Source organism: Streptomyces sp. NPDC027962 (assembly GCF_055566095.1).
In genome coordinates this window covers 70,707-82,360 of sequence record NZ_JBVHTA010000025.1, presented here as the reverse complement: position 1 = coordinate 82,360, position 11,654 = coordinate 70,707, and the positions used below count along the sequence as shown (strand labels likewise).

The following is an 11,654-nucleotide window of genomic DNA, read 5'->3' as shown; positions in this document are numbered from 1 at the left end:
GCTTTCATTGGCGGGGGCCCGCCCCCAACCCAAACCCACCACCTATCCCCCCCCCCCCCCCCCCCCCCCCCCCCCCCCCCCCGGGCCCGTCACGTCATCCGGCCCGCAGGGCCGTTACGCGTCCTTCGAGAGGTTCGGACCGGTGCCACCGGCCGCCTGCTCGATCGGCGGGACGTCCGGCAGAGCCGACTTCTCCTCGCCGCGGAAGGTGAACTTCTTCTCCTCACCCTCGCCCTCGGTGTCCACGACCACGATGTGACCGGGGCGCAGCTCGCCGAAGAGGATCTTCTCCGACAGGATGTCCTCGATCTCGCGCTGGATCGTCCGGCGCAGCGGCCGGGCGCCCAGGACCGGGTCGTAGCCCTTCTTGGCGAGGAGCGACTTGGCCGTGGGGCTGAGCTCGATGCCCATGTCACGGTCCTTCAGGCGCTCGTCCACCTTGGCGATCATCAGGTCGACGATCTGGATGATGTCTTCCTCGGTGAGCTGGTGGAACACCACCGTGTCATCGACACGGTTGAGGAACTCGGGCCGGAAGTGCTGCTTGAGCTCTTCGTTGACCTTGGCCTTCATCCGTTCGTAGTTCGACTTGACGTCGCCCTGGGCGGCAAAGCCCAGGTTGAAGCCCTTGGAGATGTCCCGGGTCCCGAGGTTGGTCGTCATGATGATGACCGTGTTCTTGAAGTCCACGACGCGGCCCTGGGAGTCGGTCAGACGACCGTCCTCCAGGATCTGCAGAAGGGAATTGAAGATATCGGGGTGGGCCTTCTCGACCTCGTCGAAGAGGACGACGGAGAACGGCTTCCGGCGCACCTTCTCGGTGAGCTGGCCGCCCTCTTCGTAGCCCACGTATCCGGGGGGCGAACCGAAGAGACGGGAAACCGTGTGCTTCTCGCTGAACTCCGACATGTCGAGGGAGATCAGCGCGTCCTCGTCGCCGAAGAGGAATTCGGCGAGCGTCTTGGAGAGCTCGGTCTTACCGACACCGGACGGGCCGGCGAAGATGAACGAGCCACCGGGGCGCTTCGGGTCCTTCAGACCGGCTCGCGTACGGCGGATTGCCTGCGAGAGGGCCTTGATGGCGTCCTTCTGCCCGATGACGCGCTTGTGGAGCTCGTCCTCCATGCGCAGCAGACGCGAGGACTCCTCCTCGGTCAGCTTGAAGACCGGGATGCCGGTGGCGGTCGCGAGGACCTCGGCGATCAGCTCGCCGTCGACCTCGGCCACGACGTCCATGTCGCCGGCCTTCCACTCCTTCTCCCGCTTGGCCTTCGCCGCCAGCAGCTGCTTCTCCTTGTCGCGGAGCGAAGCTGCCTTCTCGAAGTCCTGGGAGTCGATCGCGGACTCCTTGTCGCGGCGGACACCGGCGATCTTCTCGTCGAACTCGCGCAGGTCCGGCGGCGCGGTCATCCGGCGGATACGCATCCGGGAGCCGGCCTCGTCGATCAGGTCGATCGCCTTGTCCGGCAGGAAGCGGTCCGAGATGTACCGGTCGGCCAGGGTGGCGGCCTGGACCAGCGCCTCGTCCGTGATGGAGACCCTGTGGTGGGCCTCGTAACGGTCACGGAGACCCTTGAGGATCTCGATGGTGTGCGGCAGCGACGGCTCCGCGACCTGGATGGGCTGGAAGCGGCGCTCGAGGGCGGCGTCCTTCTCCAGGTGCTTGCGGTACTCGTCGAGCGTGGTGGCGCCGATGGTCTGCAGCTCGCCTCGCGCCAGCATCGGCTTGAGGATGCTCGCCGCGTCGATCGCGCCCTCGGCGGCGCCCGCACCCACCAGGGTGTGGAGCTCGTCGATGAACAGGATGATGTCGCCGCGGGTGCGGATCTCCTTGAGGACCTTCTTCAGGCGCTCCTCGAAATCACCGCGGTAGCGGGAGCCGGCGACCAGCGCGCCCAGGTCGAGGGTGTAGAGGTGCTTGTCCTTGAGGGTTTCGGGCACCTCGCCCTTGACGATGGCCTGCGCCAGGCCCTCCACGACCGCCGTCTTTCCGACGCCGGGCTCGCCGATGAGGACCGGGTTGTTCTTGGTACGGCGGGACAGCACCTGCATGACCCGCTCGATTTCCTTCTCGCGCCCGATGACCGGGTCGAGCTTGGACTCACGAGCGGCCTGGGTGAGATTCCGGCCGAACTGGTCGAGGACGAGGGAGGTCGAGGGCGTGCCCTCGGCCGGGCCGCCTGCCGTGGCGGCTTCCTTGCCCTGGTATCCGGAGAGCAGCTGGATGACCTGCTGCCGCACCCGGTTGAGATCGGCGCCCAGCTTCACGAGGACCTGGGCCGCGACGCCCTCGCCCTCGCGGATCAGGCCGAGCAGGATGTGCTCGGTGCCGATGTAGTTGTGGCCCAGCTGAAGAGCCTCGCGGAGCGAAAGCTCCAGAACCTTCTTGGCACGGGGCGTGAAGGGGATGTGGCCGGACGGAGCCTGCTGGCCCTGACCGATGATCTCCTCCACCTGCTGGCGGACCGCCTCGAGCGAAATCCCGAGGCTCTCCAGGGCCTTAGCGGCGACACCCTCACCCTCGTGGATAAGGCCCAGGAGGATGTGCTCGGTGCCGATGTAGTTGTGGTTGAGCATCCGGGCTTCTTCCTGAGCCAGGACGACAACCCGCCGCGCGCGGTCGGTGAACCTCTCGAACATCGTTAATCGCTCCTCAGAGCGGTCAGGCAGTAAGGGGTCGGTCCCCTCCCTGTCCTTCCGCAGCTTAGTCCCGCAAGCGGGGACCGCTCATTCCAACTGCCGACACCCGTCTGTGGCCTCCTGACCCCTGAACGCCGACAACTGCTCCAACCCGATGGTGCGAGACGATGTTCCCGCAGGCCAGGCAGTTACCCTCTCCGCCACTACGCCGATGGCGAACGTGAGACTGACCTGCGAGCGTGTCGCCCCTCCCCCACTAGGAATGTCTTACCCGCCGACACCGACAGTCCATGCGGCGCGCACCCCCTCCCTCAGCTACGGGCGAACAACCTTGCGCCACCCGACCGCGCCGTTACGCCCCTCGTTTCGCCACGGAGGGGCATGGATGATGCACCCTGTGTGACAGGCGGGCGTAACCCACCGGCCTCATTCGGCGTTCCCGGGGACATGGCCCTCACCGTCCCGTCCCCCCGCACACCCTTCGAGGGCGACGCAGCGCAGTGGTACCGCAGCGAGCTCGGCTGGATGGCCACGGACGACAGCCCCGTACAACTGGCGACAGGGCTGCATTTCGACGTACTCGATGTGCCCGCGGAGGCCGGAGCCGCGGTGCTGAGCCGCGTGGCCCGTACCGGTCCTGTGGCGCTCACAGGGCGCAGGATGCAGCTTCTGGCGGCCGCGGGGAGCGCCGAGGAGCTGCCCGGACTCCTGGACTGGCTGGAATGGCGCGGGGTCGAACTCGACCTGACCGCCACCGGCGCGGGCGGACGGCTGACCGCCCCGCCGCCGCCCGGGTGTCCCGGCTCCGTGGAGGCCGCCGTATGGCTGCGTCCCCCCGTACCGGGGCGCGAGGCCCAGCTACCGGCTCTCCCCGGCCTCGGGGACAGTGGGGATGCCCCCGATCTCGCACGGCTCGTGGACACGGTGGCGACGGAGTGCCACCGCGTCCGACTGCTGCATACGGCAGGCCGCCCGAATGCGCGACGGACGGAAACTCAGCCGTTGGCCTTCTCGTAGGCCTCACGAACCGTCGCGGGAACGCGACCGCGGTCGTTGACCTCAAAGCCGTTCGCCTTCGCCCAGGCGCGGATTTCGGCGGTGTCCTTGTTACCGCCAGTGGCCGCGCGGCCCTTGCCGCGACCGGTCGCGGCACGGCCACCGGTACGCCGGCCGCTCTTCGCGTACGGCTCGAGCAGGGTGCGGAGCTTGTCCGCATTGGCGGTGGTGAGGTCGATCTCGTAGGTCTTGCCGTCCAGTGCGAACGTCACCGTCTCGTCCGCCTCGCCGCCGTCGAGGTCGTCGACAAGAAGGACCTGAACCTTCTGTGCCACCGGATTTCCTTTCATCGAAAATGCAGTACGCGGAAAGGAAACCGCTTTTCCCTGAAAAACACAAACCCTTGGCAGAGGTTCAGAAGCGCGAGAACACGGGAAACGTGCGCGATTCGGACATAGGGATCCGATGCTTGTGGCGATCCGCCTTGTGGCGGTCAGAGGTGCAGAAGCATCCGGCTGTTGCCCAGGGTGTTCGGCTTCACTCGTTCGAGCCCCAGGAACTCCGCGACACCTTCGTCATAGGAACGCAGGAGCTCTGCGTAGACGTCGGTGTCCACAGGCGTCTGCGTCTCACCGATCTCGACGAAGCCGTGCTTACCGAAGAAGTCGACTTCGAAGGTGAGACAGAAAACCCGGCGCACTCCCAGCCTGCGCGCCGTGGCCACCAGCTTCTCGAGAACCTGATGACCGACGCCATGCCCCGTGAAGGCGGGGTCCACCGCAAGAGTGCGCACTTCCGCGAGGTCCTCCCACATGACGTGGAGCGCACCGCACCCGACCACCAGGCCGTCCTCGTCGCGTTCCGCGACCCAGAACTCCTGGATGGCTTCGTAAAGCGTCACCGTCGCTTTGTCGAGCAGGATGCCTTCGCCGACGTACGGGTCCACGAGTCGGCGGACGTCCGGCACATCGCCGGTCCTCGCACGCCGGACCGTGAAGGCATTTGCTGCGGCATAAGGCATGGCCTGACGCTATCGCTCCGAGGCTCCCGGACCCTCGGCGGCCTCGCCGCCCTGAACCAGGCGCACAGCGGCTCGCAGCGCCTCACGCTGCTCGGGGGACATCATGCCGAAGAAGGCGACAAGGGCAGCCGCGGGGTTGTCGCTCTTCGACCACGCTTCGTTCATCAGTGCGGCCGAGTAGGCGGCGCGAGTGGAGACCGCCGTATATCGATAGGCACGGCCCTCGACTTCCCTGCGGACCCAGCCCTTCTGATGGAGATTGTCCATTACCGTCATGACCGTGGTGTAGGCGATGGACCGTTCCTGCTGGAGGTCTTCCAGCACTTCTCTGACCGTCACCGGCCGGTTCCATTGCCAGATCCGTGTCATGACGGCGTCTTCGAGCTCTCCCAATTGGCGGGGCACATCGCCACCATAGTGGGAGATCGGTGATGAACCGACTACTGACGTAACAAAAAGGACGTACGGCGGTGATTCCGCCGTACGTCCTCCGCGTCACGTCTTCCGCGCTGTCGTACCGGCCGGCTGCGTCAGTCGTCGCGCCCGGCCCGCGGGCCGGACTCCGTGCGGGCCAGCGCCGCGTCCACGGCGGCGTCCTCCTTGGCCTTGTTCGGGCCGCCCTGGCTCTTGACGATCGTCACGACCAGGCCGATGAAGAAGGCCGCCATCACCACGGGGGGCACGAGCGCGGATACGTAGTCCATGGCGACCAGAGTAGCTACCCAACGGCCCACTGCTCCGGCGGGGGCACGGGCTTCCGGCGTGGCGGGAAGACCTCCGACGGCTTGGGCACCGGGCGGTCGTCCGGCGCGGGCGGCTTGGGCTGCGGCTTGGGCTGCGGCTTGGGCTTCGGCTCGTCGGCGGCGCGGCCACCGGGGAGGGCGAGAAGCCGGGCGCGGCGTGGGCCGGCGTACGTGGCCGGCGCCGGCACGGTGACGGCCCGGCCTGCCAGCCGGCTGCGCACCGACCGCCCGGCCAGCTCCTGGCAGCGGCGCAGCACGGCCGCGGCGGCCTGGTTGCCGCGCAGGGAGCGCAGCGCGGCGAGATCGTCGGGGCGGGGGTCGTAGCCGGCGGCCAGGGCGTCCTGGAGGCGTTCCAGGTAGCCGATGGCCGTACCGGGCAGGGCGTCGCGGTAGCGGGCGAGGTCGGCTCGGAGGAACGCACGCAGCCGGCCTGCCTCGCGAACCGCCTCGTCGACGGCGTCGGCCAGGCGCAGACACTCCTGGACATCCTGGTCGGCCAGGGGGACGGGGTGAAGGGCGACGGCGAGGGCGCGTCGGAGCACACGCAGCTCGTCCGCACCGAACGCCATGCCGCCACGTGATCCGTATGGCGTGGGCATGCCCCGACGATACGTCCTAATTGGACAAAATCCGCTTAGCGTCACAAAAGGGGGCGCGTGTCGCTGTATCGGGAGGCGCCGGGACCACGGCCCTGCCGAGGGGCGGCCCGCGGGCCCGGTCGCGCGGGGCGGCGCGACCGGTGCACTGCGTCCCCGGGCGTCAGAGGCGGGAGACGTTGCGTTCGTAGACCAGGCGAAGACCGATCAGAGTCAGCCACGGCTCGTGCTCGTCGATCGCCGCAGCCTCGCCCAGGACCATCGGCGCCAGACCGCCCGTCGCGATCACGGTCACCTCGTCCGGGTCCTCCGCGAGCTCGCGCTTCATGCGCTGGACGACGCCCTCCACCTGGCCGGCGAAGCCGTACACGATGCCGGACTGCATCGCCTCCACGGTGTTCTTGCCGATGACGCTCCGCGGGCGGACGACCTCGATCTTGCGCAGCATGGCGCCCTTGACGCCAAGCGCGTCGACGGAGATCTCGATACCGGGGGCGATCACACCGCCCACGTACTCCCCGCCCGCGCTGACCGCGTCGAACGTCGTCGCCGTACCGAAGTCGACGACGATCGCCGGGCCGCCGTACAGATCGACCGCCGCCGCCGCGTTGATGATGCGGTCCGCGCCGACCTCCTTGGGGTTGTCCGTGAGGACCGGCACGCCGGTCTTGATGCCGGGCTCGACGAGAACGGCCGGGACGTCGCCGTAGTAGCGGCGGGTGACCTCGCGCAGCTCGTGCAGCACGGAGGGGACCGTGGAGCAGATCGCGATGCCCTCGATACCGTCGCCGAGTTCGTCGCCGAGCAGCGGGTGCATGCCCATCAGGCCCTGCAGCAGCACGGCGAGCTCGTCCGCGGTGCGACGGGAGTCCGTGGAGATGCGCCAGTGCTCGACGATCTCCTCGCCGTCGAAGAGCCCCAGAACGGTGTGGGTGTTGCCGACGTCGATGGTGAGCAGCATCAGCTCTCGACCTCGCGGAGGTCCAGGCCGATGTCGAGAATCGGGGAGGAGTGTGTCAGCGCGCCGACCGCGAGGTAGTCGACGCCGGTCTCCGCGTACGCGCGCGCGTTGTCGAGCGCGAGGCGCCCGGAGGACTCCAGCACCGCGCGGCCCGCGACGAGCGCGACGGCCTCCGCGGTCTGTGCGGGGGTGAAGTTGTCCAGCAGGATCAGGTCGGCGCCGACGTCGAGGACCTCGCGGACCTGGTCGAGGGTGTCCACCTCGACCTCGATCGGGAGGTCGGGGAAGCGGTCCCGCACGGCCTTGAAGGCCTCCGCGACGCCCCCGGCGGCGATCACGTGGTTGTCCTTGACCAGTGCCGCGTCGGACAGCGACATGCGGTGGTTGACGCCGCCGCCGCAGCGCACCGCGTACTTCTCCAGGGCGCGCAGGCCCGGCGTGGTCTTGCGGGTGTCGCGGACCTTGGCCTTGGTGCCCTCGAGGACGTCGGCCCAGGCGCGCGTGGCCGTCGCGATGCCCGAGAGGCGGCAGAGGATGTTCAGCGCGCTGCGCTCGCCGGTGAGCAGGTCGCGGGTGCCCGCGGTGACGGAGAGCAGCTTCTGGCCGGCCTCGACGCGGTCACCGTCCTCGACGTGCCGCTCGACCTCGAACTCGGTCGTGCAGACGATCGACAGGATCGCCTCCGCGACCCGCAGGCCCGCGACCGTGCCCGCCTCGCGGGCGGTGAAGTCGCCGGTCGCGACGGCGTCCTGCGGGACGGTCGCCGCGCTGGTGACGTCGACGCCGCCGTCGAGGTCCTCCTCGATGGCCAGGTGTGCGATGTCCTCGACCTGGACGGGGTCGAGACCGGCTTCCGCGAGGAGCGTGGCGAGGGCGGGGTCGAGACCGCACTCGTACACCTCTTCGCCGCAGCCGCAGTCGTCTCCGCAGCCGCCGCCGGCGACCGGGGCACCGATCTGGATCAGCGGTACGTCCACGGGGCTCGGACGTTCATCGGGCGTGCTCACGGTTACGGCTCCCTGGGGGCGTCGGGGACGGACAAGGTATCGGTGTGCGGGAAGGCGGTTCCCTTGGTGCGCCGGACGACGAGCCGGCGGTCGGACGCGACCCGTACGACGAGGTGGCGGCGCCAGTCGGTGTCGTCGCGCTCCGGGCGGTCCTCGCGCCAGTGGCAGCCGCGGGTCTCGCCGCGCTCCAGCGCGGCCGCGGTCAGCACCCGTGCCACGCACAGCAGGTTGGAGGTCTCCCACGACTCGACGCCGGGCTCCGCCGTCTTTCCGGATCCTTCGCGGTCCTGCTCGGCGTGCAGGTACACGTCCTCGAGCGCGGCGGCCGCCGCGGCGAGCGACTCGGCGGAGCGCAGCACACCCGCGCCGTGCGACATGATCCGCTGGATCTCCGCCCGTGCCTCCGGGGCGATGAGCGGCAGCAGGGACGGCGCCTCGGGCGGGGCGGGTTCGACGGCCGGCCACGGCCGCCGGGAGGCGATGTCGGCGGCGATGCGCTCCGCGAAGACGAGGCCCTCGAGCAGGGAGTTGGACGCGAGCCGGTTCGCGCCGTGGACGCCGGTGCAGGCGACCTCGCCGCAGGCGTACAGGCCGGGAACCGTGGTGCGGCCGTGCAGGTCGGTGCGGACGCCACCGGAGGCGTAGTGGGCTGCCGGTGCGACCGGAATCGGCTCCGTCACCGGGTCGAAGCCGTGGGCCCGGCAGGCGGCGAGGATCGTGGGGAAGCGCTGCTCCCACATCTGCGCGCCGAAGTGGCGGGCGTCCAGGAACATATGGGCTGCGCCCTGTTCCTGCATGCGCCGCATGATGCCCTTGGCGACGATGTCGCGCGGGGCGAGCTCGGCCAGTTCGTGCTGGCCGACCATGAAGCGGACCCCGTCGCCGTCGACGAGATGGGCGCCCTCCCCCCGTACCGCCTCGGAGACCAGCGGCTGCTGGCCCTCGCTGTCCGCTCCGAGGAACAGCACGGTCGGGTGGAACTGCACGAACTCGATGTCGGAGACCTCCGCCCCGGCGCGCAGCGCGAGCGCCACGCCGTCGCCGGTGGAGACCGCCGGGTTGGTGGTCGCGGAGAAGATCTGGCCCATGCCGCCGGTGGCCAGCACCACCGTGGGGGCGTGGACCGCGCCGACGCCGTCGTGCTGGCCCTCGCCCATGACGTGCAGGGTGATGCCCGCCGTGCGGCCCTCCACGTCGGTGAGCAGGTCGAGGACCAAGGCGTTCTCGATGGTGCGAAGGCCCTTGCCGCGGACCGCTTCGACGAGCGCGCGGGAGATCTCCGCACCGGTCGCGTCGCCGCCCGCGTGCGCGATACGGCGCCGGTGGTGGCCGCCCTCGCGGGTCAGTTCGATCTCGCCGGAGGACGGGTCGGTGTCGAAGAGCGCGCCCGTGGCGATCAGTCGGCGGACGGCGTCGGGCCCCTCGGTGACCAGGGTGTGCACGGCCTCCTCATCGCACAGACCCGCGCCGGCGACCAGGGTGTCGTCCAGGTGCTGCCCGGGAGTGTCGCCGTCGCCGAGGGCCGCGGCGATACCGCCCTGCGCCCAGCGGGTGGAGCCGTCGTCGAGGCGGGCCTTGGTGACGACGACCGTGTTCAGGCCTTCCGCGGCGCAGCGCAGCGCGGCGGTGAGGCCGGCGACACCGGAGCCGACCACGACGACGTCTGCCTCGATGGCCCAGCCGGGGGCGGGGGCGGTCAGCCGTATTCCGGTCACTTGGAGGCTCCGTTGGTCAGGGCGGTCCCGGAACTCCCGGTCCGGGGATTCGCCGTCCCGAAGTTCAGGGGGATGTTGTCGATGAGGCGGGTGGTGCCGACCTTCGCGGCGACGGCCAGGACCGCGTCGCCGGTGTGATCGTCGGCGACCTCGTCGAAGGTGGCCGGGTCGATGAGCGCCACATAGTCCAGGTCGAGCGGCGGGTTCGCCTGCACGGCCTCGTCCAGGACCGCCCGTGCCGCCGCGCGGACTGCGTCGGCGCCGATGGGCGGCCAGGCCTGGGCGACGGCGTGTGCGTCGGCCGCCGCGCGGGCCTCGCCGAGCGCGGAGAGGGCCGCGGCACGGGCGGGCGCCGCGGGTACGGCTTCCGCCCTGGCGTGCAGGGCCTGCTGGGCGGCGAGCCGGTCCCGGGCCGCGAACAGGGCACGGGACAGGGCGAGCGCGGTCTCGCGCTCCGGCGCGGCCAGGTAGCGGTTGCGGCTGGACAGGGCCAGGCCGTCCTCCTCCCGCACGGTGGGCACGCCCACGACCTCGACCGGGAAGTTGAGGTCCCGGACCATCCGGCGGATGAGGGCGAGTTGCTGGGCGTCCTTCTGCCCGAACAGCGCTACGTCGGGGCGGGTGAGGTGCAGCATCTTGGCGACGACGGTGAGCATGCCGTCGAAGTGGCCGGGGCGCGAACGGCCTTCGAGGCGCTCGCCCATGGGTCCCGCGGTGACGCGGACCTGCGGCGCCCCGCCGGGGTAGACCTCGTCGATCGGCGGGGCGAAAACCACGTCCGCGCCCGCCTCTTCGGCCGTTACGAGATCGGCGTCGAGAGTGCGCGGATAGCGGTCGAGGTCCTCGCCCGCGCCGAACTGCAGCGGGTTGACGAAGACGGTGACGATGACGAAGCCCTCGCTGCCGACCTGTTCGCGGGCGGCCCGGATCAGGGCGGCGTGTCCGTCGTGGAGGGCGCCCATGGTCATGACGACGGCGGTACGGCCCTGGCCGGCGAAGCGCCCGACCACGCGTTCCAGGGCCGCGCGCGTCGGTACCAGTTCGAAGGCGCGGCTCATCGCAGGTCCCCCTCGGCCAGGACGCCAAGCAGATCCTCCGCGAGCTCCGGTTTGAGCAAGCCGTGCGCGAGGGCGCGGTCGGCGGTCGTACGGGCCATCGCGAGATAGCCGGAGACAGCGGCAGGCGCGTGCTTGCGCAGCTCGGCGACGTGCGCCGCGACCGTGCCGGCGTCGCCGCGGGCGACGGGCCCGGTCAGGGCGGCGTCGCCGGACCGCAGGGCGTTGTCCAGGGCAGCGCCGAGGAGGGGGCCGAGCATCCTGTCGGGGGCGGCGACGCCCGCGGTGCGCAACAGATCCATCGACTGGGCGACCAAGGTGACGAGGTGGTTCGCCCCGAGGGCGAGTGCTGCATGGTAGAGCGGGCGGTTCTGCTCCTCGATCCACTCGGGCTCGCCGCCCATCTCAATGACCAGCGCCTCCGCCGCCAGCCGCAGCTCCTCGGGCGCCGTCACACCGAACGAGCAGCCGGCCAGCCGCTGCACGTCCACTGCGGTCCCCGTGAAGGTCATCGCGGGATGCAGAGCGAGAGGCAGCGCCCCGGCCCGCAGGGCGGGTTCGAGGACCTTGGTGCCGAAGCGGCCCGAGGTGTGCACCAGCAGCTGCCCCGGCCGTACGGCGCCGGTCTCGACAAGGCCGTCGACCAGGCCGGGAAGCGCGTCGTCCGGGACGGTCAGCAGCACCAGTTCCGCGCGCGCGAGCACGTCGGCGGGCGGCACCAGCGGCACGTCCGGCAGCAGCGCTGCGGCGCGACGCCGGGAGGCGTCGGACACCCCGGACACGGCGACCGGCCGGTGTCCGGCGAGCTGCAAGGACGCGGCCAGGGCGGGTCCCACCCTGCCCGCTCCTACCACACCGACGGTGAGCCGGGCGGGGCGGTCCCGCGGGTCGAGCGGTTCCTGTGCTGCTGTGGGATTCAC

12 protein-coding genes are annotated in these 11,654 nt (G+C 70.5%); 1 reads left to right on the top strand and 11 read right to left on the bottom strand.

Going from position 1 to position 11,654, the window contains the following annotated elements:
* Positions 1-114: 114 nt before the first annotated feature.
* Entirely contained in the window at positions 115-2,640 is a 2,526-nt protein-coding gene (locus ACZ4SA_RS23060; protein WP_468277530.1) for an ATP-dependent Clp protease ATP-binding subunit, read from the bottom strand.
* A 447-nt stretch (positions 2,641-3,087) separates the two neighbouring features.
* Between ACZ4SA_RS23060 and ACZ4SA_RS23055 the strand changes: the two genes are divergently transcribed.
* A complete protein-coding gene (locus tag ACZ4SA_RS23055; RefSeq protein ID WP_468277528.1) occupies positions 3,088-3,657 on the top strand; it encodes an SCO3374 family protein in 570 nt (189 codons plus the stop codon).
* Here ACZ4SA_RS23055 and ACZ4SA_RS23050 read toward each other — a convergent pair.
* The 10 genes from ACZ4SA_RS23050 to ACZ4SA_RS23005 all read right to left on the bottom strand — a co-directional run bounded on the left by ACZ4SA_RS23050 (position 3,636) and on the right by ACZ4SA_RS23005 (position 11,654).
* Positions 3,636-3,971 carry a histone-like nucleoid-structuring protein Lsr2 gene (locus ACZ4SA_RS23050; RefSeq protein ID WP_468277525.1) on the bottom strand — a complete coding sequence of 112 codons (336 nt, stop codon included), beginning with the start codon at positions 3,969-3,971 and terminating at the stop codon, positions 3,636-3,638. The two genes, ACZ4SA_RS23055 and ACZ4SA_RS23050, sit on opposite strands and share 22 nt — an antisense overlap.
* Positions 3,972-4,129: 158 nt before the next feature.
* Positions 4,130-4,657, bottom strand: a complete 528-nt coding sequence (locus ACZ4SA_RS23045; protein ID WP_468277523.1) for an amino-acid N-acetyltransferase — start codon at positions 4,655-4,657, stop codon at positions 4,130-4,132.
* Between the two features lie 9 nt (positions 4,658-4,666).
* Entirely contained in the window at positions 4,667-5,062 is a 396-nt protein-coding gene (locus ACZ4SA_RS23040) for a BlaI/MecI/CopY family transcriptional regulator (RefSeq protein WP_468277521.1), read from the bottom strand.
* 125 nt (positions 5,063-5,187) lie between these two features.
* Complete coding sequence (locus tag ACZ4SA_RS23035) at positions 5,188-5,361, bottom strand: hypothetical protein (RefSeq protein ID WP_468277518.1); 174 nt, start codon at positions 5,359-5,361, stop codon at positions 5,188-5,190.
* Between the two features lie 14 nt (positions 5,362-5,375).
* On the bottom strand, positions 5,376-5,969 hold the full coding sequence (locus ACZ4SA_RS23030) for a hypothetical protein (protein WP_468277601.1): 594 nt from the start codon (positions 5,967-5,969) through the stop codon (positions 5,376-5,378).
* 190 nt (positions 5,970-6,159) lie between these two features.
* Complete coding sequence (locus tag ACZ4SA_RS23025; protein ID WP_468277516.1) at positions 6,160-6,957, bottom strand: type III pantothenate kinase; 798 nt, start codon at positions 6,955-6,957, stop codon at positions 6,160-6,162.
* The gene (gene nadC, locus ACZ4SA_RS23020; protein WP_468277514.1) at positions 6,957-7,964 is read right to left on the bottom strand and encodes a carboxylating nicotinate-nucleotide diphosphorylase; all 1,008 of its coding nucleotides are present in this window, start codon (positions 7,962-7,964) and stop codon (positions 6,957-6,959) included. Before nadC ends, ACZ4SA_RS23025 begins: the two co-directional genes overlap by 1 nt.
* Before the next feature lie 2 nt (positions 7,965-7,966).
* Positions 7,967-9,679 carry an L-aspartate oxidase gene (locus ACZ4SA_RS23015; RefSeq protein ID WP_468277513.1) on the bottom strand — a complete coding sequence of 571 codons (1,713 nt, stop codon included), beginning with the start codon at positions 9,677-9,679 and terminating at the stop codon, positions 7,967-7,969.
* The gene (gene panC, locus ACZ4SA_RS23010) at positions 9,676-10,737 is read right to left on the bottom strand and encodes a pantoate--beta-alanine ligase (RefSeq protein WP_468277511.1); all 1,062 of its coding nucleotides are present in this window, start codon (positions 10,735-10,737) and stop codon (positions 9,676-9,678) included. Before panC ends, ACZ4SA_RS23015 begins: the two co-directional genes overlap by 4 nt.
* Entirely contained in the window at positions 10,734-11,654 is a 921-nt protein-coding gene (locus ACZ4SA_RS23005) for a Rossmann-like and DUF2520 domain-containing protein (protein ID WP_468277509.1), read from the bottom strand. Before ACZ4SA_RS23005 ends, panC begins: the two co-directional genes overlap by 4 nt.

Bases quoted from the DNA above. Each gene is read 5' to 3' on its own strand.
- ACZ4SA_RS23045 (WP_468277523.1), bottom strand. From the start codon at position 4,657: ATGCCTTATGCCGCAGCAAATGCCTTCACGGTCCGGCGTGCGAGGACC.
- ACZ4SA_RS23030 (WP_468277601.1), bottom strand. From the start codon at position 5,969: ATGGCGTTCGGTGCGGACGAGCTGCGTGTGCTCCGACGCGCCCTCGCC.
- panC (WP_468277511.1), bottom strand. From the start codon at position 10,737: ATGAGCCGCGCCTTCGAACTGGTACCGACGCGCGCGGCCCTGGAACGC.
- ACZ4SA_RS23025 (WP_468277516.1), bottom strand. From the start codon at position 6,957: ATGCTGCTCACCATCGACGTCGGCAACACCCACACCGTTCTGGGGCTC.
- ACZ4SA_RS23060 (WP_468277530.1), bottom strand. From the start codon at position 2,640: ATGTTCGAGAGGTTCACCGACCGCGCGCGGCGGGTTGTCGTCCTGGCT.
- ACZ4SA_RS23055 (WP_468277528.1), top strand. From the start codon at position 3,088: ATGGCCCTCACCGTCCCGTCCCCCCGCACACCCTTCGAGGGCGACGCA.
- ACZ4SA_RS23035 (WP_468277518.1), bottom strand. From the start codon at position 5,361: ATGGACTACGTATCCGCGCTCGTGCCCCCCGTGGTGATGGCGGCCTTC.